Source organism: Pseudomonas sp. NPDC077186, from assembly GCF_044543505.1.
GTDB lineage: Bacteria > Pseudomonadota > Gammaproteobacteria > Pseudomonadales > Pseudomonadaceae > Aquipseudomonas.
In genome coordinates this window covers 190,423-210,348 of sequence record NZ_JBITWE010000006.1, presented here as the reverse complement: position 1 = coordinate 210,348, position 19,926 = coordinate 190,423, and the positions used below count along the sequence as shown (strand labels likewise).

The following is a 19,926-nucleotide window of genomic DNA, read 5'->3' as shown; positions in this document are numbered from 1 at the left end:
GCGGCTAAAGCCCCTCCCACCTGCTCGGTGCTTGCCTAGCGCCGGCCGAAGATGATCAGCATTACCCCGCCCAGGGTGACCGCGCAGGCCAGTGCCGCCAGCAGGCTCAGCTGCTCGCCCAGCAGCAGATAGCCCAGCAGCAGCGCCACCACCGGATTGACGAAGGCGAAGGTGGCCACCAGGCTCGGGCGCACCTCGCGCAGCAGCCAGAAGTAGGCCGGGTACACGCCCAGGCTCACCGGCAGCACCAGGTAGGCCAGCCATAGCCAGGCCTGGCCGGAGGTGGCGGCCAGTTGCAGGTCTTGCCAGTCGCCGTGCCAGAGGCCGAACAGGCCGAGCAGCAGGGCGCCGATCAGCATCTGCAGGCTCAGCCCCAGCCAACTGGAGCGAAACGCCGGGCGGCCGCGCAGCAGCCACACGCCGCAGGCCCAGATCAGCGTCGCCGCCACCACCAGGGCGCCGGCCAGCCATTGTTCGGCGCTGGCCGCGCTGCCCAGGGCGTTGTTCATCAGCAGCACGATGCCGCCGCAGGCCAGCGCCAGGCCGGCCAGCACCCAGAGCGGCGGGCGTTCGCCGAGCAGCCATTCCAGCGCCACGCTCCACAGCGGCAGCGTGGTATAGAGCATCGCCAGCATGCCGGTGGGCAGGTACTGGTTGGCGTAGATCAGCGCGCCCTGGCCGACCGCGATCAGCGACAGGCCGCCGGCCAGGGCGAAGCGCAGGCAGCCGATGACGAAGGGCGGCAGCTCGCGCAGGAGGAAATGGTTGGCCAGGTAGGTGGTGCCCCAGCCGATGTAGATGGTGGCGAAGGCGCCGATCAGCAGCAGGGCGCGAGAGGTTCTGAGCATGCAATAGCGCAACGAAAAAACGCGCCGCAGCGGGCGCGTGGGGTCAGTGGGCGGCGCCGCCTGTGGCGCAGGCCGGCAGGCGGCGGGTCAGCAGCATGGCCAGCATGCTCAGGCCCAGGGCGATGCCGATGAAATGAAAGGCGTCATTGTAGGCCATGATCGCTGCCTGCTGGTGGGCGGTCTCGCTGAGCTTGGCCAGCGCCGCCTGCTCGCTGCCGAGCGTCTGCTTCAGCAGCTGCAGGCGTTCGTCCAGCTGCGCATTGGTCGGCACCAGGGCTTCGCGCAGGTAGTCGAAATAGACCTTGGCGCGGGCATCCAGCAGGGTCGCGAGCAGGGCGATGCCGATGGCGCCGCCAAGATTGCGCAGGATGTTGAACAGGCTCGAGGCCGAGCCGGCGTCCTGCGGCAGCACGTAGGCGGTGGCGATCAGCGACAGGGTCACCATCACCAGCGGCTGGCCGAGGGCGCGGATGATCTGGATATGCTGGAACTGTTCGCCGGCGAAGTTCGGCTCGAGCCCCCCCGAGGCGAAACTGGCCGCGCCGAACAGGCCAAAGCCCAGGGCGCACAGCCACTTCGGCGAAACGACTTTCATCAGCTTGGGCACCAGCGGAATCAGCGCCAGCTGCGGCAGGCCCATCCACATGATCACCTCGCCGATCTGCAGCGCGTTGTAACCCTGGATCTGCGCCAGGTACAGCGGCAGCACGTAGATCGAACCGTACAGGCCCACGCCCAGGCCGAGGCTGGCGATGCCGGCCAGGGCGAAGTTGCGCTCGCGCAGCACGCCCAGATTGATCAGCGGGTTGGCTTTCGACAGCTGCAGGATGACGAACAGGATCAGGCTGATCAGCGCCACGCTGCCCAGGCCGACTATCAGTTGTGATTCCAGCCAGTCCTTACGATGCCCCTCCTCGAGAAACACCTGCAGGCAGCCCAGGCCCAGGCCGAGGGTGAGAATCCCGGCATAGTCGGTGGTGCGCAGCAGCGGCCAGTGCGGCGCCTTCTTCTCCAGGCCGTAGAGCAGCCCGGCGATCATCAGCAGGCCCGGCGGCACGTTGATATAGAAGATGTACTGCCAGCCCCAGTTCTCGGTCAGCCAGCCGCCCAGTGTCGGGCCGATGGAGGGGGCGAAGGTGGCGGTGATGGCGAACAGCGCCATGCCCTTGGCGCGGTGGTGCTCCGGCAGCTTGATCAGGGTCAGGGTGAAGGCCAGCGGGATCAGCGCGCCGCCGGTGAAGCCCTGCAGGGCGCGGAAGACGATCATGCTCTCCAGGTTCCAGGCCATCGAGCACAGCAGCGAGGAGGCGAGAAAACCCAGCGACACCCACAGCGCCAGGCGCCGCGCCGAGAGCAGCTGCACCAGCCAGGCGGTCAGCGGAATCATGATGATCTCGGCGACCAGGTAGGAGGTGGAGATCCACGAGCCTTCCTCGAGGGTGGCGGCCAGCGCGCCCTGGATGTCCTTGAGTGAGGAGTTGGTGATCTGGATATCCAGCACCGCCATGAAGGCGCCGAGCATGGCGCTCATCACCGCGATCCAGTCGCGCCGGCTGGGCTCCGCCGTGGGGCGCAGCAGGGCATCAGCCGCCATGCTGGGCGTCGTCGCGGATGTCGACATGCACCTCGACCGACATGCCGGGGCGGATCAGCCCCTGCAGCGGGTGGTCGGCGGCGAAGGTCAGCTTGACCGGGATGCGCTGCACCACCTTGGTGAAGTTGCCGGTGGCGTTGTCCGGCGGCAGCAGGCTGAACTGCGCGCCGGAGGCGGCGAACAGGCTGTCGATGCGGCCCTCGATGGGCGTGTCCGGATAGCTGTCGAACACCAGCTCGGCGCGCTGGCCGGGACGCATGCGGCCGATCTGGGTTTCCTTGAAGTTGGCCTGTACCCAGATGTCGCGATCCGGCACCAGCGACAGCAGGTAGCTGCCGCTCTGCACCACCTGGCCTTCGCGCGCCGCACGCTGGCCGACGAAGCCGCCGATGGGCGCGTGGATCCGGGTGCGGGCGAGATCCAGTTCGGCCTGCTCGAGGTCGGCGCCGGCGGCGAGGATCAGCGCGTCGAGGCGTTTCACCTCGGCCTCCAGCGCCGCGGTCTGCTGGCGCTGCGCCTGCAGGTCGGCGGCGGCCTTGGCCCGTTGCGAGCGCGCCACGCGCTGGTCGGCGGCCAGGGTGGTGACCCGCTCCTCGGACACGTAGCCGGGCTTGCGCAGGGCCTGGGCGCGGCCGAGATCGAGCTGGGCACGCTCCAGGGTGGCCTGGCTGGCGGCCACTTCGGCCTGACTGGCGGCGATCAGGCTGCTCTGCTGCGCCAGCTTGCTGCGCGCCTGGTCGAGTTGCGCCTGGTAGTTGGCCAGGGCGGCGCGGGCGCGCTGGCGGGCCAGGCGGAAATCGCTGTCCTCCAGCACCGCCAGCAGCGCGCCAGCCTCGACGTGCTGGTTGTCGCGCACCAGCACCCGCTCGATGCGCGCGTTGAGCTGGCTCGATACCCGGGTGATCTCGCCCTGCACGTAGGCGTTGTCGGTGCTCTGCAGGTGGCGGCCGACCAGCAGCCAGTGGCCGAACAGGGCGGCGGCCAGTAGGCCGAGCAGGGTGGCGAAGAGCAGGAGGCGGCGTTGCAGGGGAGCGGGCATGCGAGGCTCGGCTTGGATGAAAAAGTGTAAGCAAATTTAACGGTGTTCCCTTTTCGCTAGTAGCCGGTAGACTTGGCAAACTTTGTTGCTTGTGGGGAACAATCATGGGGCTGGACGACGCGCTGATCTTCACCCGCGTGGTGGAGTGCCACAGCTTCACCCAGGCGGCCAGCAGCCTGGGCATGCAGAAATCCACGGTGAGCCGGCGCATCGCCCTGCTCGAGGAGCGCCTCGGCGTACGCCTGCTCAATCGCACCACGCGCAAGCTGCGCCTGACCGAGGTGGGGCAGGCCTACTACGAGCGCTGTCGGCAGATCATGCTCGACTTCGCCGAAGCCGAGCAGGCGGTGATGCAGCTGCAGCGCGAGCCCTCGGGTCTGCTGCGGATCAGCGCGCCGATCGAGTTCGGCCAGCTGTTTCTCGGCCGCGTGCTCGGCGAATTCATGCGCCAGTACCCGCAGATCAGCGCCGAGGTGGAGCTCAGCTCGCGCCTGGTCGACCCGCTGGAGGAGGGCGTGGACATCGCCATCCAGGTCGGCCAGCCGCAGGACTCCACGCTGATCGCGCGCAAGCTGTTCGAGAGCGGCCGGCGCCTGTGCGCCAGCCCGGCCTACCTGGCGGCGCACGGCACGCCGCGCAGCGTCGCCGAGCTGGAGGGGCATCGCGCCATCCTCCTGCAACACGACGCGCCGCGTTACTGGCCGCTGCTCGGCGAGAGCGTGCCGTGCCAGCGGGTGCTGACCTGCAACAACATCACCTTCGCCCGCGAGGCGGCGCTGGCCGGCGCCGGCATCGCCGGCCTGCCGCTGATGATCAGCGACGAGGCCGTGCGCGCCGGTCGTCTGGTCGAGCTGCTGAGCCAGGCGCGCCTGCCGCTGGGCGAGGTCTACGCGGTCTATCCTTCGCGGCGCTTCCAGGCGATGAAGGTCAAGGCCTTCCTCGATTTCCTCATGGCCAGCCTGCCGCTGAGCGGCGGCGGTCTGCTGGAGCCCGGCGCCCCCGGCCTGTTAACATCGCCGGCTTGATTGAACCCACGCTTCGACTGTCCGAGAGCCTTCATGACCACCGTTCGTACCCGTATCGCGCCATCGCCGACCGGCGATCCCCACGTCGGCACCGCCTATATCGCGCTGTTCAACCTGTGCTTCGCCCGTCAGCACGGCGGCCAGTTCATCCTGCGCATCGAGGACACCGACCAGCTGCGCTCGACCCGCGAGTCCGAACAGCAGATCTTCGACGCCCTGCGCTGGCTGGGCATCGAGTGGGACGAGGGCCCGGACGTCGGTGGCCCGCACGGCCCGTACCGGCAGAGCGAGCGCGGCGCGATCTACAAGCAGTATTCGGACGAGCTGGTCGGCAAAGGCCATGCCTTCCCCTGCTTCTGCAGCGCCGAGCGCCTCGACGAGGTGCGCGCGCAGCAGATGGCCAACAAGGAAACCCCGCGCTACGACGGTCACTGCATGCACCTGGAGCCGGCCGAGGCGCAGCGCCGCATCGCCGCAGGCGAGTCGCACGTGGTGCGGATGAAGGTGCCGAGCGAAGGCGTCTGCGTGGTGCCGGACATGCTGCGTGGCGATGTCGAGATCCCCTGGGACCGCATGGACATGCAGGTGCTGATGAAGGCCGACGGCCTGCCCACCTACTTCCTGGCCAACGTGGTCGACGATCATCTGATGGGCATCACCCACGTGCTGCGCGGTGAGGAATGGCTGCCGTCGGCGCCCAAGCTGATCAAGCTCTACGAATACTTCGGTTGGGAGCAGCCGGCACTGTGCTATATGCCGCTGCTCAGAAATCCCGACAAGAGCAAGCTGTCCAAGCGCAAGAACCCCACCAGCATCACCTTCTACGAGCGCATGGGTTACCTGCCGCAGGCCATGCTCAACTACCTGGGACGCATGGGCTGGTCGATGCCGGACGAGCGCGAGAAGTTCTCGCTGGCCGAGATGATCGAGCACTTCGACATCAACCGCGTGTCGCTGGGCGGACCGATCTTCGACCTGGAGAAGCTGTCCTGGCTCAACGGCCAGTGGCTGCGCGAGCTGCCGGTGGAGACCTTCGCCGCCGAGGTGCAGAAGTGGGCGCTGAACCCCGAGTACCTGATGCAGATCGCGCCACACGTGCAGGGCAGGGTGGAGACCTTCAGCCAGATCGCACCGCTGGCCGGCTTCTTCTTCTCCGGCGGGCTGAACCTGGACGTCAAGCTGTTCGAGCACAAGAAACTCTCGGCCGATCAGGTGCGCCAGCTGATGCAGCTGATCCTGTGGAAGCTCGAAGCCCTGCGTCAGTGGCAGAAGGAGCGTATCACCGGCTGCATCCAGGCGGTGGTCGAGCATCTGGAGCTGAAGCTGCGCGACGCCATGCCGCTGATGTTCGCCGCCATCACCGGCCAGGCCAGCTCGGTGTCGGTGCTAGATGCCATGGAAATCCTCGGTCCGGACCTGACCCGCTTCCGCCTGCGCCAGGCGCTGGAGCTGCTCGGCGGCACCTCGAAGAAGGAAGCCAAGGAGTGGGAGAAGCTGCTGGCGGCCATCAACTGATTTGAGGCTCGTATGCGTGGGAGGGGCTTTAGCCGCGATGAGCTGGGTCTGTCGCCGCTAAAGCGCCTCCCACGCTCAGGGTTTTTGCTCTGCGGGCTCTAAGTAATTGTTCTAGTGGCAAAAACTTTGGGCTGGCAGGAAAAATGTTGTTGACAGGCAATCGGGGCGCTCTTAACATGCGCCCCGTCCTCGAGATGGGGCTATAGCTCAGCTGGGAGAGCGCTTGCATGGCATGCAAGAGGTCAACGGTTCGATCCCGTTTAGCTCCACCAATCTCGACTCCTCCGGGAGTGCCAGAATCGGTTTAGGCCGATTTCACGATCAGGGTCTTGCGTCCCCTTCGTCTAGTGGCCTAGGACACCGCCCTTTCACGGCGGTAACAGGGGTTCGAGTCCCCTAGGGGACGCCACTTATTCCAGCCGCAACGCTCAGGTGTTGCGAGCCGACCGCAAGGTTTCGGGGCTATAGCTCAGCTGGGAGAGCGCTTGCATGGCATGCAAGAGGTCAACGGTTCGATCCCGTTTAGCTCCACCAATCACACGCAAGGCCAGCCAGGTGCTGGCCTTGTCGTTCGAAGGTTACGTCCCCTTCGTCTAGTGGCCTAGGACACCGCCCTTTCACGGCGGTAACAGGGGTTCGAGTCCCCTAGGGGACGCCATTTTCCTTTCCGCATTTGCGGGCTTCGAGGGTTGCTTCTTAGGAAGCAGCCCTTTTTTGTGCCCGTCATCTCTGGCAGCCACCCTGGGGGCCGCGCTTTCGGCGCTGGAACTCCGGGGCTTTTCCCGTTCTTGAGCTTTCGCGCACGCTTTGCCGACCAATGGCCTATCCCTAGGCTTGCGTTTGAATATGATGGTCGTAATATTGTGTCCATCATATCAAGGAGGCCGTCATGAGCGAGCGCAAGAGCAGAACCCGTGAACGCATTCTCGCCGCCGCCGGGCGCGTGCTGGCCGAGCGCGGCCCGGGCGATCCCGCGGTGGCCGAAGTGATGGCCGCGGCGGGGCTGACGGTGGGCGGTTTCTATGCCCATTTCGCCAGCAAGGAGGCGCTGATGCTGGAGGCTTTCCGTCAGTTGCTCGGGCGGCGCCGGGCGCGCCTCGCCGAGATCGACGCCAGCCTCGGCGGGCGCGAGCGGCGCGTGCTGTTGGCGGCCTTCTACTTGTCGCGCAAGCACCGCGATGCGCAGGACGAGCGTTGCCCCTTGCCCAGTTCGCTGGGCGAGATCGAGCGCTTGCCCGAGGGCTTTCGCCAGGCGTTGGCCGAGCATGTTGAGCTGATGACGGCCTTGATGAGCGAGACGCCGGAGGAGGCCGACGCAGCGTTAGCCGACCTGGCGCTGATGGTGGGCGGTCTGGCCGTGGCGCGGGCATTGGGCCCGGGCGAGTTGTCCGACCGGGTGTTGCGGGCCGCCAAGGCGGCGGTGAACTGAGGAGAAGCCGGATGAAACAGATGACCTGGGTGCGCGGCGTCAATGCGACGCTGGGATGGGTGGCTCCGCAATTGCTGGCGAGCCGCCTGCGCGAACGCTTCATGACCCCGCGCAACCTGCCGCCGCGCGACTGGGAGTTGCCGCTGCTGGCCAGCGCCGAGCGCATCACCCTGCGTTTCGGCCTGTCGGCGTTGCGCTGGGGCAGCGGGCCGGCGGTGCTGCTGATGCACGGCTGGGAAGGGCGGCCAACCCAGTTCGCCGTGCTGATCCGCGGTCTGGTCGACGCCGGCTATGCCGTGGTGGCGCTGGATGGCCCGGCCCATGGCCGTTCGCCGGGGCAGGAGGCCAACGTGGTGCTGTTCGCCCGCGCGCTGCTCGAGGCGGCCAGCGAACTGCCGCCGCTGCACGCGGTGATCGGTCATTCCATGGGCGGTGCCAGCGCCCTGCTGGCGACGCAGATGGGCCTGCGCAGCGCGGCGCTGGTCAGCATCGCCGCGCCGAGCCGGATTCTCACCGTGCTGCGCGGTTTCGCCCGGCACATGGGGCTGCCGCCGGTGGCGCGCTCGCGCTTTATCCGTCTGGTGGAGGAGAAGGCCGGCATGCCGGCGGCGCATCTCGACGTGCAGCGCTATCAACTGGAGCTGCCGGGGCTGATCGTGCATGCCGAGGACGATCCGCTGGTGCCGGTGAGCGAGGCCGAGCTGATCCACCAGGCCTGGTTCGACAGTCAGCTGTTGCGCCTGCCGGCGGGCGGTCATCAGCGACTGCTCGGCGACCCGCGGCTGCTGCAGGCGGTGCTCGCGCTGCTGAGCGAGGTGCGTCAGGCGCCGTCGAGGGCGCTGGCCTGGTAGCCGACCACGCGGTTGCGCCCGCCGGCCTTGGCCCGGTACAGCGCACGGTCGGCCAGGTCCAGCCAGCGTTCGCCGCAGCCGGCGTCGTCGGGGATGCCGGCGTGCAGGCCGATGCTCAGGCTCAGGGCGATGGATTGGTCCTGGTACGGGCAGGGCTGGCGGGCCAGGTCGTCGCGCAGTTGCTCGGCCAGGTCGAGGGCGCCGGCCAGGTCGGTGTTGTCGAGCAGGGCGACGAACTCCTCGCCGCCGAAGCGCGCCAGCAGGTCGCTGCTGCGCAGGCGCTGCTGGATGCGCTGGGCGGCATGGCGCAGGCAGGCGTCGCCGGCGAGGTGGCCATGGCGGTCGTTGACCTGCTTGAAGTGATCCAGGTCGAGCATGAGGATGGCCAGCGGCTGCCGGCTGCGTTCGGCGCGGGCGCAGGCGCGTTCCAGTTCCTCGCTCAGGGTCTGGCGGTTGAACAGCCCGGTCAGGCCGTCGCGGCGATTCAGTTCGGCCAGGCGCAGGTTGGCGTTGGACAGCTGTTGCAGGGTCTCCTGCAGCTCTGCAGTGCGCTCCTGCACGCGCTGCTCCAGGCCGTCGCTGATCTGCGTCTGCAGCTGCAGGCGAGTGGCCTGTTCGTGACGCAGCTGGCGCTCCTGGGCGATCAGCCGGGCCTGGGCCTGGCGCTCGGCGTCCTGCGCCTGGCGGATGCGCGCGGCCAGGGCCACGGAGAACACCGTCATCTCGATCAGGCCGCCGATCTGCTGGGCGTGCAGGGTCAGCAGCGAGTAGGGCAGCAGGCCGGTGCCGGTGAGAATGCTGGCCAGGCTGGCGGCGATCAGCACGCACCAGCCGAGGGCGAACAGGCGGGCGGCGGCGTAGCCGGCGCGCCAGCGCAGCAGGGTGATGACGAAGGCGATCAGAGCGCAGGCCACCACCAGGGCGAAGCTGCCGATCAGCGCGACCTGGTAGGGGCCGACCAGAGCCAGGCCGATCACCGCCAGGCAGCAGGCCAGCAGCGCGGCGACCAGCCGGCGGTACAGCGGCGAGCCGTTGTTCAGCTCGAGCACGCTGTAGGTGAAGAAGATGCCGAACAGGGTGGCCAGCGCCGAGCTGAGCGGGAAGCTCAGCTGGTGCCAGGCCAGGGCCTCGGGCCACAGCCACTGCAGGGCGAAGCCGAGCTGGATGAACTGGTAGAGGCTGAAGCTGGCGACGAACAGGCTGTACCAGAGGTAGCTGCGGTCGCGGGTGATGCAGAAGATCGACAGGTTGTAGATCAGCATCGCCGCCAGGGCGCCGAAGAACAGCCCCTGCAGCAGCAGGCTGCGTTGCTCCAGGTGGTCGAAGGCTTCGCGGGTCATCAGGCTGGCGCTGAGGTTGGCCGAGCCGTCGGTCTGCATGCGCAGCCACAGCCGGCGCGTTTCGCCGGGCGCCAGATCCAGTGGCAGGGCCAGCTGGCGGTGCTCGATCCAGCGCCAGGCGAAGGGGCGCTGGTCGCCGGCGCGGTACACCCGCTCTTCATCCAGGCCGTAGGCGTCCAGTTGGTCCAGCAGCGGGTTGCCCACCAGCAGTATCCAGCCGAGCGAGCGCGCATGCGGGTTGTGCAGATCCAGACGCAGCCAGTAGGCGCTGCCGCCGTAGCCGAAGCTGGCGTCGCGGCGGCCGACCGCCTGCCACGCCGAGTCGGGCAGGGCGCGCACCTGGGTGAAGTCGGCCAGGCCCTGCGGGTCTTGCCAGACCTGCATGTACGGGCCGGGCAGCACGCGGGCCTGGCCGCTCGGCAGCGGCAGGCTGTCCGCCCAGCCCAGGGCGGGTAGCAGGAGCAGCATCAGCAGGCGCAGGACGGCAGTCAATTGCTCGATTCTCGGGCTCGCGGGCGAGGTTGACGCATTATGGCGTGCTGGCATGACGCTATGAAAGCGCGGCGCTGCAGCGAATGGGTAGGCGGCGTATGATTCGGGGCTTGGATGGCGTGACGGCGGGTGGCGATGCCGCTGCCCAGCGCGACAGGATTCGGGAGAGCAACGATGAAACTGTGGATGGACGAGATGCCGTGTCTGGCCGCTGCCGGCGGCCCCTGCGGCCCGATCGGCGGCGCGGAGGTGCGAGCATGAACTGGGACCTGCCCACCCCCTTCGTCATCGACCTGCAGGTGGCGGCCGAGGACATCGACGGCCTCGGTCATGCCAACAATGCGGTCTACGTCAGCTGGCTGGAGCGCTGCGCCTGGCGTCATTCGCAGTTCCTCGGCCTGGACCTGGCCGAGTATCGCCGGCTGGATCGCGCCATGGCGGTGCTGCGTCACGAGATCGACTACCTGGCCAGCGCCTACGAAGGCCAGCAGCTGCAGATGGCCACCTGGATCGTCGAGTCCGACCAGCGCCTGAAGATGGATCGGCGTTTCCAGCTGCTGCGCCCTGAGGACGGCGTGACCCTGCTGCGGGCCAAGACCACCTTCGTCTGCATCGAACTGTCCAGCGGGCGGCCCAAGCGCATGCCGGCGGAGTTCGTCGAGGGCTACGGCCAGGCGCTGCTGGAGCGCTACCCGCTGGAGCTGTAGCACCGCCCTAGTTGAGCAGCGGGGCGAGGAATGCCTGGCCCGGCTCGACTATCACGGCGAACTGGCGGGTCTCGCCCGAGCCGAGCAGCACCGACTGCGCCGGCCCCGGTCCGCGTCCGGCGCAGTAGCCGGCCGGGGAAATGGCCACGGCGAGGCTCAGCTCGCCGCTGGGCAGGTCGAGGCTGGTGCGCTCGCCCGGGCCCAGTTTCGCCACCACCTGCTGGTTGACGTAGAGCTCCACGTCGCAGGCATTCGGCGCGTTGTTGTCGCGGCTGAAGATCAGCCGCCCCGGGCCGTCGGGCGCCGGGTTCGGCGGTACCACCTGCACGCCCCGCGGCAGGGCGTCGGCAGCCTGGGCAAGGCTGCCGGCCAGGCACAGGGCGAGTAGCGAGTGACGCAGCATGCTGGATCTCCTTGGCGTTTCCTGCAGTGTGGACCATCTTGCGCCGCGCGCGCGGCGCCTTAAACTGTGCGCCCGTTTTCTCCGGACACTCCCATGCAAATCGCCCTGGCACCCATGGAGGGGCTGGTCGACGAGATCCTGCGCGACGTGCTGACCCGTATCGGCGGCATCGACTGGTGCGTCACCGAGTTCATTCGCGTCAGCGAGCGCCTGCTGCCGGCTGCCACCTACCGCAAGCTCGCCCCCGAACTGTTCGCCGGCGCCCGCACCCGCGCCGGCACGCCGATGCGCGTGCAGTTTCTCGGCTCCGACCCGCAGTGCCTGGCCGATAACGCGGCCTTCGCCTGCACCCTCGGTGCGCCGGTGATCGACCTCAATTTCGGCTGCCCGGCCAAGACGGTAAACAAGTCGCGCGGCGGCGCGGTATTGCTCAAGGAGCCGGAGCTGCTCCACGCCATCGTCCGCGAGGTGCGGCGCACGGTGCCGGCGGCCATCCCGGTGACGGCGAAGATGCGCCTGGGCTTCACCGACAAGGAGGGCGCCCTGGACTGTGCGCGCGCCCTGGCCGAGGGCGGCGCCAGCCAGATCGTGGTGCACGCGCGGACCAAGGTCGAAGGCTACAAGCCGCCGGCGCACTGGGAGTGGGTGGCGCGGGTGCAGGAGGCGGTGGCGGTGCCGGTATTCGCCAACGGTGAGGTGTGGACGCTGGACGACTGGCGGCGCTGCCGCGAGATCAGCGGGGTGGACGACATCATGTTGGGGCGCGGGCTGGTGTCGCGCCCCGGCCTGGCCCGGCAGATCGCCGCGGTACGGGCCGGCGAGCAGCCGCAGGAGATGAGCTGGGACGAGCTGCAGCCGCTGCTGCTGGACTTCTGGCAGCAGGCCCGGCGCAAGCTGGCGCCGCGCTATGCGCCTGGGCGCCTGAAGCAGTGGCTGGCCATGCTCACGCGCAGTTACCCGGAGGCGGTGGCGCTGTTCGCCGAGGTACGCCGCGAGCAGGATTGCGCGCGCATCGATCGGTTGCTCGGAGCGGCGACGGAGCCGGTCTAGGGGCGCCTGGGTGGCGAGCAATTTACGCGAAGCTCGCTGCGCACGGCGCACCCTACGGGGCCGCCGCGGCCCCTCGATCTGTAAACGAATTTTTCAGGCGCTTGAAAATTCTCCGGGCGACCTCAGTTAAGGGCTTGCGGGATGCCGAAGTCGGGTTCCGCACTGTGATCCCTTGCTGAATCATTCAGGAGAATTGTCATGAGCAACGTTCTGTCCCTGGCCCCCCTATTCCGCCAGTCCATCGGTTTCGACCGGTTCAACGATCTGTTCGAGTCCGCCCTGCGCAGCAACGACGGCGGCAGCTCCTACCCGCCCTACAACGTCGAGAAGCATGGCGAGGACCACTACCGTATCGTGGTCGCGGCCGCCGGTTTCCAGGACGAGGACCTCGAGCTGCAGGTCGAGCGCGGCGTATTGACCGTCAGTGGCGGCAAGCGCGAGCGCGGCGCGGAGAACGTCAGTTACCTGTATCAGGGCATCGCCCAGCGCGCGTTCAAGCTGTCCTTCCGCCTGGCCGACCACATCGAGGTCAAGGGCGCCAACCTGGTCAACGGCCTGCTCAACATCGAGCTGGAGCGCATCGTGCCGGAAGAGGCCAAGGCCAAGCGCATCCCCATCGGCAATCAGCGTCCGGTGCTGGAAAGCTGAGTCGCGGCCGAGCCCCGCTGAAGAAGGCGCCCACCCGGGCGCCTTCTGCGTTTCTGCGCCATGTCGGTCGCGAGCGCTGCCGGGCTAAGGCTGTCGGGCCGGCCCTCGGCCGAGCAGGGCACGGAAGGCTTCCTGCGGCAGCGGCTTGCTGAACAGGTAGCCCTGGTACAGGTGGCAACCCTGGCGCTGCAGGAAATCCAGTTGTTCCTGCTGCTCGACGCCCTCGGCGATCAGCGCCAGGCCCAGGCTGCGGGCCATGGCGACGATGGCGCGGACGATCTCGGCGTCGTTGGGGTCGAAGGTGGCGTCGCGGACGAACGACTGGTCGATCTTCAGCATGTCCACCGGCAGGCGCTTGAGGTAGGTCAGCGAGCTGTAGCCGGTGCCGAAGTCGTCCATGGCGAAGCTGACGCCGTGCTTCTTCAGGCGCAGCATCTTGCCCACGGTGTCGTCGATGTTCTGGATGACGATGCCTTCGGTGATCTCCAGCTTGAGCATGGCGTTGGGCAACTGGCTGTCGCGCAGGCAGCCGGCCACGCGCTCGACGAAGTCGTGCTGGCGGAACTGCCGCGGGCTGATGTTGACGCACAGGCTGAAGCGCTCGGCATCGATCAGGCCATCGGCCAGCAGGCGGGCGCAGAGGTGGCAGGCCTCGGCCAGCACCCAGCCGCCGACTTCGAGGATCAGCCCGCTTTCCTCCAGCACCTGGATGAACTGCGCCGGCGACTGCGCGCCGAGCTGCGGGTGCTGCCAGCGCAGCAGGGCTTCGGCGCCGACCACCTGGCCGTCGCGGGCATCGACCTGCGGCTGGAAGTGCAGCTCGAACTCGCCGCGGGCCAGGGCCAGGCGCAGATCGTTTTCCAGGCGCAGGCGGGCGCTGGCGGCCTCCTGCATGGTGCTGCGAAACAGCTGGATGGTGTTGCGACCGGAGTCCTTGGCGCGGTACAGGGCGATGTCGGCGCGCTTGAGCAGGTCGGCCGGGGTGTCGCCGTGATCGGGAATCAGGGCGACGCCGATGCTCGGCGTGACCTGCAGCTGGTGGCCGTCCAGCAGCATCGGCTCGGCCAGCAGGCGGCGCAGCTTGTCCGCCACCTGGCGCACCTGGCGGGTGACTTCCGAGCGCTTGCCCTCCAGGCCGGAGAGCAGCACCACGAACTCGTCGCCGCCCAGGCGCGCGACGGTGTCTTCCAGGCGCACGCTGGCTTCCAGGCGCGCGGTGACCAGGCGCAGCACGGCATCGCCGACCGGGTGGCCGAGCGAGTCGTTGATGTGCTTGAAGTGGTCGAGGTCGATGAACAGCAGCGCGCCGCGCAGTTCGTGGCGCTTGAGCAGGGCGATCTGCTGGGTCAGGCGGTCCATCAGCAGGGCGCGATTGGGCAGGTTGGTCAGGGCGTCGTGGTAGGCCAGGTGCTGCACCTGCGCCTGCGCCAGCTTCAGTTCGCTGATGTCGCGTGCGGTCAGCAGCAGGCAGGCGACGCCGTTGAGTTCGATGGGTTGCACCGAGACCTCGACCAGGCGCACGCCGCCGTCGCGGTGCTGGCCGTGCATCTCCATGTGCAGCACCTGGCCGTTCTGCGCCAGGTGTTCGAGCATCTGCAGGCGTTCCTCGGGGAAGGCCCAGACGCTCAGCTCGAAGGCGGTGCGGCCGACCACCTCGTCCGGGGTGTAGCCGGTGAGGCGGGTGAAGCCCTCGTTGACCTCGATGTAGCGCGCGGTGTCGCGCTCGGTAATGGTGATGGCGTCCGGGCTGGAGTGGAAGGCCTTGGCGAATTTCTCCTCGGAGGCGCGCAGGCGCTGCTCGCGCAGCACCCGCTCGCTGATGTCGACCAGGGTGCCGACCATGCGCAGCGGCTGGCCGTCGGCGTCGCGGTGCAGTTTGGCGGTGCTTTCCAGGTAGTGCAGTGCGCCGCTGGGGTGGCGCACCCGGTAGGTCACCTGATAGTTGGCGCTGCGCCCCTCGCGCAGGGCAACGTAGGCCAGGCGCATGGCCTGGCGGTCTTCCAGCGGCACGCAGCGGAAGAACTCGCGAAAGTCGCCGTCGAAGGGGCAGGCGTCGAGGCCGTGCAGGGCGGCGGCGCGGGCGCTGCCGAACAGGCGGTTGCTGGGGATGTGCCAGTCCCAGGTGCCCAGGTCGGCCGACTCCAGCGCCAGCTTGAGGCGCTCCTGGCTTTCCTGCAGGGCCAGCTCCTGGGCGCGCTGGGCGGTGATGTTGCGCACCGTCAGCACCAGGCAGTGCTGGCCGTCCAGTTCGATCTCGCCGCCGAACAGCAGGTTGATGCTGGCGCTGCCGTCGCGGCTGAACAGACGCACTTCGAGGTTGTTCAGGCGCCCGGCCTGCAGGGCGTCGAGCATGCGCTGGCGGTCGCCGGGGTCGGCCCAGATGCCCAGCTCCAGCGAGGTGCGGCCGAGCGCCTCGGCGCTGCTCCAGCCGAACTGCTGCTCGAAGCTGGGGTTGACCTCGATAAAGCGGCCGGTCGCCCGATCGGTAATCGCCACGGCGTCGGGGGTGTGCATGAAGGCCTTGGCGAACTTTTCCTCGCTGTTGCGCAGGGCGGTTTCGGCGCGCATGCGTTCGCTGGTGTCGAGAAAGGTGCAGAGCAGCAGGCGTTCGCCCTGCAGCTCGATGTACTGGCTCGACAGCACGCCGTCGAGGATGCGCCCGGCGCGGGTGCGCAGCTGCACTTCCTGGATCAGCGGCTCGCGGCTCAGCGGCGCCTGCCGGCGCAGCTGGTCGCGCTGCTCGGCATGCACCCAGAGGTCGAGGTCGAGGGTGCTGCGGCCGAGAATCTCCGCGGCGGGCCAGCCGAAGGCGTGGGTGAAGTGCTGGTTGGTCTCGAGGATCTCGCTGTTGTCGTAGCGCACCAGCAGCATGATGTCCGGGCTCAAGCGGAACAGGCTGGCGAAGCGTTCTTCCGAGGCACGCAGGGCCTCGGCGCGCGCCTGCTGCGAGCTGATGTCGCGGATCACGCCGAACATGCGCCGGCGGCCGTCGGCATCGCGCGACAGGCTGCCGCTGATCTCCAGCCAGTGCAGGCTGCCGTCCGGCCAGCGGATGCGGTGGCGCAGGGCGCGGCCCTCGTCGTTGCCGGCGAGGATGGCGTGAAATTGCTGCAGCACCGCGCCGCGTTCTTCCTCGGGAATCAGCTCGATATAGTCGACGCTGCGGGTCAGCGGGCGGGCGGGGTCGAGGCCGAACAGCGCCTGGGCGCCGCGCGACCAGTTGACCCGGCCGCTGTCGATATCCCAGAACCAGGCGCCCAGCTGCGCGCCGTTCAGCGCCGCCAGCAGGCGTGGGGCGTCCTGCCAGGTCTGTTCGAATTCGGCGGGGTCCATCGCCGGGATATGCGGGAGGGGCGGGGTCTGGTCAGTGGATCTGGCCATGGCCGGGCCATCCTCCAGTGGGCGCGAGGCGCGTGACGGACGTTCGGGTCATGCGTGGGCCTTTCTTATCGTTATGCCGCCACGTTAGCCGCAGCTTGGCCGGCTATGCAAGGCTGTGGCTGTCGCGCTGGGCGTCGAGCAGGGCCATGAAGGCTTTCGCGGCGTTCGACAGGGTGCGCTCGGTGTGCAGGATGTAGCCGAGCTGGCGCGACAGCTGGATGCCCGGCAGGGCCAGCGGCACCACCTGGTCGTCGAGCATGGTGCGCGGCAGCACGCTCCAGGCCAGGCCGATGGAGACCATCATCTTGATGGTCTCCAGGTAGTTGGTGCTCATGGCGATGTTCGGCGTCAGGCCCTGGGCCTCGAACAGGCGCTGCACGATATGGTGGGTGAAGGTGTTGCCGCCGGGGAACACCGCCGGGTGCCGCGCCACGTCGGGCAGGCCGATGGCGGCGCTGCGCGCCAGCGGGTGTTCGGGGGCGGCGACGAAATCCAGCGGATCGTTCCACACCGGCACCGCGCGCACCGGTTCGCGGGTTTCCGGGGCCAGGGTGATCACCGCCAGTTCGGCGCGGCCGTGGAGGATTTCCTCGTAGGCCACTTCGGAGTCGAGGAACTGGATATCCAGCGCCACCTGCGGATGGGCGCGGGTGAAGGCGCGCAGCAGGGCGGGGAGGCGGTGCAGGCCGATATGGTGGCTGGTGGCCAGGGTCAGGCGGCCGCTGACCTCGCCGGCCAGGTTGGTCAGCGCGCGGCGGGTGTCGTCCAGCACGTTGAGGATCTGGTAGGCGCGCGGCAGCAGGGCGCGTCCGGCCTCGGTCAGGCCGATCTCGCGGCCGAGGCGGTCGAACAGGCGCACGCCAAGCTGTTGCTCGAGGCCGGCAATGCGTTTGCTCACCGCCGGCTGGGTCAGGTGCAGGCGCTCGCCGGCTTCGGAAAAACTGCCGGTTTCGGCGATGGCGAGAAAGGCGTTGAGGTTGGCCAGATCCATAGAAGCAGCTCCAAGCGACGAGCCACAAGCTGCAAGCGTGGCCGCGGTGCTTTTACTTGCGGCTTGTCGCTTGAAGCTTGTGGCTTAAGGTGGATTCCTTTGTGGAATCCTTGGGATAAAAAATATGAATTTGAGTTATTCGTCCCGGGATCATAGCATTCTCCCCATAAGCCGCAGGGCCATTTGCCCGGGCATAGAAAGGGCACCTCCAAAAACGTAGGCGAGGCAGTCAGCGCAAGGCGCAACGACCACCGGGAGTAACAGCCGCAGGCTGGCCCGAAGGGTGAGCGCAAGCGAATCAAACAGGCGAAGAAGCGGAGTTTACGAGCTGTAAATGAGCATTCTGATCGGACTCGCGCACGAGCCTGTTTTTAACACGGCGATGACAACGCAGGTAGTTTTTGGAGGTGCCCGCAAGACGCTGATGAGGGATAGCTGATGGCCGGCAAAACGCTCTACGACAAGCTCTGGGAAATGCACGAGGTCAAGCGCCGCGACGACGGCTCTTCCTTGATCTACATCGACCGTCATATTCTCCACGAAGTGACCTCGCCACAGGCCTTCGAGGGCCTGCGCCTGGCCGGGCGCAAGCCGTGGCGCATCGACGCCAACATCGCCACCCCGGATCACAACGTGCCGACCACCCAGGCCGAGCGCCAGGGCGGCCTCGAAGCCATCGCCGACGAAGTCTCGCGCATCCAGGTGCAGACCCTGGACGAGAACTGCGACGACTTCGGCATCCTCGAGTTCAAGATGAACGACGTGCGTCAGGGCATCGTCCACGTGGTCGGCCCGGAGCAGGGCGCCACATTGCCCGGCATGACCGTGGTCTGCGGCGACTCGCACACCTCCACCCACGGCGCTTTCGGCGCGCTGGCCCACGGCATCGGCACCTCCGAGGTCGAGCACGTGCTCGCCACCCAGTGCCTGGTGGCCAAGAAGATGAAGAACATGCAGGTGCGCGTCGAAGGCAAGCTGCCGTTCGGCGTCACCGCCAAGGACATCGTCCTCGCCGTGATCGGCAAGATCGGCACCGCCGGCGGCAACGGCCATGCCCTGGAGTTCGCCGGCAGCGCGATCCGCGACCTGTCCCTGGAAGGGCGCATGACCATCTGCAACATGTCCATCGAAGCCGGTGCCCGCGTCGGCCTGGTGGCGGTGGACGAGAAGACCATCGCCTACGTCGAGGGTCGCCCGTTCGCACCCAAGGGTGCCGACTGGGACAAGGCGGTGGCGCAGTGGCGAACCCTGGTCTCCGACGCCGACGCGGTGTTCGATACCCTGGTCGAGCTGCGCGCGGAAGAGATCAAGCCGCAGGTATCCTGGGGCACTTCGCCGGAAATGGTCCTGGCCGTGGATCAGAAGGTGCCGGACCCGGCCGTCGAGGCCGATCCGGTGAAGAAGGACTCGATCACCCGCGCCCTGAAATATATGGGCCTGACTGCCAACCAGGCGATCACCGATATCCAGCTCGATCGCGTATTCATCGGCTCCTGCACCAACTCGCGCATCGAAGACCTGCGTGCCGCCGCCGAGGTGGCCAAGGGCCGCAAGGTCGCCGCCACCGTCAAGCAGGCGCTGGTGGTGCCGGGCTCCGGCCTGGTCAAGGCACAGGCCGAGGCCGAGGGGCTGGACAAGATCTTTATCGAGGCCGGTTTCGAATGGCGCGAGCCGGGCTGCTCCATGTGCCTGGCGATGAATCCGGACAAGCTGGGCAGCGGCGAGCATTGCGCCTCCACCTCCAACCGCAACTTCGAGGGCCGCCAGGGCGCCGGTGGGCGTACCCACTTGGTCAGCCCGGCCATGGCCGCCGCCGCCGCGGTGACCGGCCGCTTCATCGACGTGCGCGAATTGATCCAGGCCTAAGGACTCAGACCATGAAAGCTTTTACCCAACACACCGGCCTGGTCGCTCCTTTGGATCGTGCCAACGTCGACACCGATCAGATCATCCCCAAGCAGTTCTTGAAGTCGATCAAGCGCACCGGCTTCGGCCCCAACCTGTTCGACGAGTGGCGCTACCTGGATGTCGGCCAGCCGAACCAGGATTGCTCCCAGCGTCCGATCAACCAGGACTTCGTGCTGAATTTTCCGCGCTACCAGGGTGCCAGCGTGCTGCTGGCCCGCGAGAACTTCGGCTGCGGTTCCTCCCGCGAGCATGCGCCCTGGGCGCTGGACGAGTACGGCTTCCGCACCGTGATCGCGCCGAGCTTCGCCGATATCTTCTTCAACAACAGCTTCAAGAACGGCCTGCTGCCGATCATCCTCAAGGATGAAGAGGTCGATGCGCTGTTCCAGCAGTGCGAAGCCAGCGAGGGCTACCAGCTGACCGTCGATCTGGCTGCGCAGACCGTGACCCGCCCCGATGGCGTGCAGTACGCCTTCGAGGTCGATGCCTTTCGCAAGCACTGCCTGCTCAACGGTCTCGACGACATCGGCCTGACCCTGCAGGATCAGGAGGCGATCAAGGCGTTCGAGGTCGGTTATCAGCAGAGCAGCCCCTGGCTGTTCGGCGCGATCAAATGACAGGAGCTGCAAGCCGCAAGCTTCAAGCTGCAAGTTAAAGCGGCTTTTGCTTGTGGCTTGCAGCTTGAAGCTTGTAGCTATTTCCGAA

16 protein-coding genes and 4 tRNA genes are annotated in these 19,926 nt (G+C 67.6%); 13 read left to right on the top strand and 7 right to left on the bottom strand.

What is annotated here, in order from left to right:
• Positions 1–35: 35 nt before the first annotated feature.
• Genes ACIGKL_RS21560 through ACIGKL_RS21550 form a run of 3 tightly spaced genes read right to left on the bottom strand, consistent with a single transcriptional unit; the run spans position 36 to position 3,481 of the window.
• Complete coding sequence (locus ACIGKL_RS21560; protein ID WP_397488471.1) at positions 36–848, bottom strand: EamA family transporter; 813 nt, start codon at positions 846–848, stop codon at positions 36–38.
• Between the two features lie 43 nt (positions 849–891).
• Positions 892–2,382 (bottom strand): MDR family MFS transporter, encoded by a 1,491-nt coding sequence (locus ACIGKL_RS21555; RefSeq protein WP_397488543.1) that lies wholly within the window; start codon positions 2,380–2,382, stop codon positions 892–894.
• A 49-nt stretch (positions 2,383–2,431) separates the two neighbouring features.
• Positions 2,432–3,481: an HlyD family secretion protein gene (locus tag ACIGKL_RS21550; RefSeq protein WP_397488470.1), complete on the bottom strand. Its 1,050-nt coding sequence runs from the start codon at positions 3,479–3,481 to the stop codon at positions 2,432–2,434.
• Positions 3,482–3,585: 104 nt separating this feature from the next.
• Here ACIGKL_RS21550 and ACIGKL_RS21545 point away from each other — a divergent pair, with 104 nt between their 5' ends.
• The 8 genes from ACIGKL_RS21545 to ACIGKL_RS21510 all read left to right on the top strand — a co-directional run bounded on the left by ACIGKL_RS21545 (position 3,586) and on the right by ACIGKL_RS21510 (position 8,301).
• A complete protein-coding gene (locus ACIGKL_RS21545; RefSeq protein WP_122108485.1) occupies positions 3,586–4,506 on the top strand; it encodes a LysR family transcriptional regulator in 921 nt (306 codons plus the stop codon).
• A 33-nt stretch (positions 4,507–4,539) separates the two neighbouring features.
• The gene (gene gltX, locus ACIGKL_RS21540; protein WP_397488469.1) at positions 4,540–6,021 is read left to right on the top strand and encodes a glutamate--tRNA ligase; all 1,482 of its coding nucleotides are present in this window, start codon (positions 4,540–4,542) and stop codon (positions 6,019–6,021) included.
• A 196-nt stretch (positions 6,022–6,217) separates the two neighbouring features.
• Positions 6,218–6,293 (top strand) — tRNA-Ala (locus tag ACIGKL_RS21535).
• A 61-nt stretch (positions 6,294–6,354) separates the two neighbouring features.
• Positions 6,355–6,430: transfer RNA gene (locus tag ACIGKL_RS21530), tRNA-Glu, on the top strand.
• Positions 6,431–6,479: 49 nt separating this feature from the next.
• A tRNA-Ala gene (locus tag ACIGKL_RS21525) sits at positions 6,480–6,555 on the top strand.
• Between the two features lie 48 nt (positions 6,556–6,603).
• A tRNA-Glu gene (locus ACIGKL_RS21520) sits at positions 6,604–6,679 on the top strand.
• A gap of 231 nt (positions 6,680–6,910) precedes the next feature.
• Positions 6,911–7,450: a TetR/AcrR family transcriptional regulator gene (locus ACIGKL_RS21515; RefSeq protein WP_397488467.1), complete on the top strand. Its 540-nt coding sequence runs from the start codon at positions 6,911–6,913 to the stop codon at positions 7,448–7,450.
• A gap of 11 nt (positions 7,451–7,461) precedes the next feature.
• Positions 7,462–8,301 (top strand): alpha/beta hydrolase family protein, encoded by an 840-nt coding sequence (locus ACIGKL_RS21510; RefSeq protein ID WP_397488465.1) that lies wholly within the window; start codon positions 7,462–7,464, stop codon positions 8,299–8,301.
• On the opposite strand, the gene ACIGKL_RS21505 is transcribed toward ACIGKL_RS21510, so the two are convergent.
• Positions 8,271–10,187: a diguanylate cyclase gene (locus ACIGKL_RS21505; protein WP_397488464.1), complete on the bottom strand. Its 1,917-nt coding sequence runs from the start codon at positions 10,185–10,187 to the stop codon at positions 8,271–8,273. The genes ACIGKL_RS21510 and ACIGKL_RS21505 overlap by 31 nt on opposite strands.
• A gap of 203 nt (positions 10,188–10,390) precedes the next feature.
• Here ACIGKL_RS21505 and ACIGKL_RS21500 point away from each other — a divergent pair, with 203 nt between their 5' ends.
• Positions 10,391–10,840 carry an acyl-CoA thioesterase gene (locus ACIGKL_RS21500; protein WP_397488463.1) on the top strand — a complete coding sequence of 150 codons (450 nt, stop codon included), beginning with the start codon at positions 10,391–10,393 and terminating at the stop codon, positions 10,838–10,840.
• A 7-nt stretch (positions 10,841–10,847) separates the two neighbouring features.
• On the opposite strand, the gene ACIGKL_RS21495 is transcribed toward ACIGKL_RS21500, so the two are convergent.
• Positions 10,848–11,243 carry a hypothetical protein gene (locus tag ACIGKL_RS21495; protein WP_397488462.1) on the bottom strand — a complete coding sequence of 132 codons (396 nt, stop codon included), beginning with the start codon at positions 11,241–11,243 and terminating at the stop codon, positions 10,848–10,850.
• A gap of 93 nt (positions 11,244–11,336) precedes the next feature.
• Between ACIGKL_RS21495 and ACIGKL_RS21490 the strand changes: the two genes are divergently transcribed.
• Both ACIGKL_RS21490 and ACIGKL_RS21485 read left to right on the top strand, forming a co-directional pair.
• The gene (locus ACIGKL_RS21490) at positions 11,337–12,293 is read left to right on the top strand and encodes a tRNA dihydrouridine synthase (protein WP_397488461.1); all 957 of its coding nucleotides are present in this window, start codon (positions 11,337–11,339) and stop codon (positions 12,291–12,293) included.
• Positions 12,294–12,491: 198 nt separating this feature from the next.
• Entirely contained in the window at positions 12,492–12,941 is a 450-nt protein-coding gene (locus ACIGKL_RS21485) for an Hsp20 family protein (protein WP_397488459.1), read from the top strand.
• A gap of 84 nt (positions 12,942–13,025) precedes the next feature.
• Here the strand turns inward: ACIGKL_RS21485 and ACIGKL_RS21480 are convergent, their stop codons facing one another.
• Complete coding sequence (locus ACIGKL_RS21480) at positions 13,026–16,322, bottom strand: PAS domain S-box protein (protein ID WP_397488457.1); 3,297 nt, start codon at positions 16,320–16,322, stop codon at positions 13,026–13,028.
• Positions 16,323–16,425: 103 nt separating this feature from the next.
• Positions 16,426–17,313 (bottom strand): LysR family transcriptional regulator, encoded by an 888-nt coding sequence (locus tag ACIGKL_RS21475; protein ID WP_021445399.1) that lies wholly within the window; start codon positions 17,311–17,313, stop codon positions 16,426–16,428.
• Between the two features lie 438 nt (positions 17,314–17,751).
• Here ACIGKL_RS21475 and leuC point away from each other — a divergent pair, with 438 nt between their 5' ends.
• Together leuC and leuD are read left to right on the top strand one after the other, a co-directional pair.
• Positions 17,752–19,179 carry a 3-isopropylmalate dehydratase large subunit gene (leuC, locus tag ACIGKL_RS21470; RefSeq protein ID WP_397488456.1) on the top strand — a complete coding sequence of 476 codons (1,428 nt, stop codon included), beginning with the start codon at positions 17,752–17,754 and terminating at the stop codon, positions 19,177–19,179.
• An 11-nt stretch (positions 19,180–19,190) separates the two neighbouring features.
• Positions 19,191–19,838: a 3-isopropylmalate dehydratase small subunit gene (gene leuD / locus ACIGKL_RS21465; RefSeq protein WP_397488455.1), complete on the top strand. Its 648-nt coding sequence runs from the start codon at positions 19,191–19,193 to the stop codon at positions 19,836–19,838.
• Positions 19,839–19,926 lie beyond the last annotated feature (88 nt).

Coding starts and splice junctions, on each gene's coding strand:
- ACIGKL_RS21550 (WP_397488470.1), bottom strand. CDS start 3,481: ATGCCCGCTCCCCTGCAACGCCGCCTCCTGCTCTTCGCCACCCTGCTC.
- ACIGKL_RS21490 (WP_397488461.1), top strand. CDS start 11,337: ATGCAAATCGCCCTGGCACCCATGGAGGGGCTGGTCGACGAGATCCTG.
- leuC (WP_397488456.1), top strand. CDS start 17,752: ATGGCCGGCAAAACGCTCTACGACAAGCTCTGGGAAATGCACGAGGTC.
- leuD (WP_397488455.1), top strand. CDS start 19,191: ATGAAAGCTTTTACCCAACACACCGGCCTGGTCGCTCCTTTGGATCGT.
- ACIGKL_RS21485 (WP_397488459.1), top strand. CDS start 12,492: ATGAGCAACGTTCTGTCCCTGGCCCCCCTATTCCGCCAGTCCATCGGT.
- ACIGKL_RS21560 (WP_397488471.1), bottom strand. CDS start 848: ATGCTCAGAACCTCTCGCGCCCTGCTGCTGATCGGCGCCTTCGCCACC.
- ACIGKL_RS21480 (WP_397488457.1), bottom strand. CDS start 16,322: ATGGCCAGATCCACTGACCAGACCCCGCCCCTCCCGCATATCCCGGCG.
- ACIGKL_RS21510 (WP_397488465.1), top strand. CDS start 7,462: ATGAAACAGATGACCTGGGTGCGCGGCGTCAATGCGACGCTGGGATGG.
- ACIGKL_RS21500 (WP_397488463.1), top strand. CDS start 10,391: ATGAACTGGGACCTGCCCACCCCCTTCGTCATCGACCTGCAGGTGGCG.
- ACIGKL_RS21495 (WP_397488462.1), bottom strand. CDS start 11,243: ATGCTGCGTCACTCGCTACTCGCCCTGTGCCTGGCCGGCAGCCTTGCC.
- ACIGKL_RS21505 (WP_397488464.1), bottom strand. CDS start 10,187: ATGCCAGCACGCCATAATGCGTCAACCTCGCCCGCGAGCCCGAGAATC.
- ACIGKL_RS21515 (WP_397488467.1), top strand. CDS start 6,911: ATGAGCGAGCGCAAGAGCAGAACCCGTGAACGCATTCTCGCCGCCGCC.
- gltX (WP_397488469.1), top strand. CDS start 4,540: ATGACCACCGTTCGTACCCGTATCGCGCCATCGCCGACCGGCGATCCC.
- ACIGKL_RS21545 (WP_122108485.1), top strand. CDS start 3,586: ATGGGGCTGGACGACGCGCTGATCTTCACCCGCGTGGTGGAGTGCCAC.
- ACIGKL_RS21475 (WP_021445399.1), bottom strand. CDS start 17,313: ATGGATCTGGCCAACCTCAACGCCTTTCTCGCCATCGCCGAAACCGGC.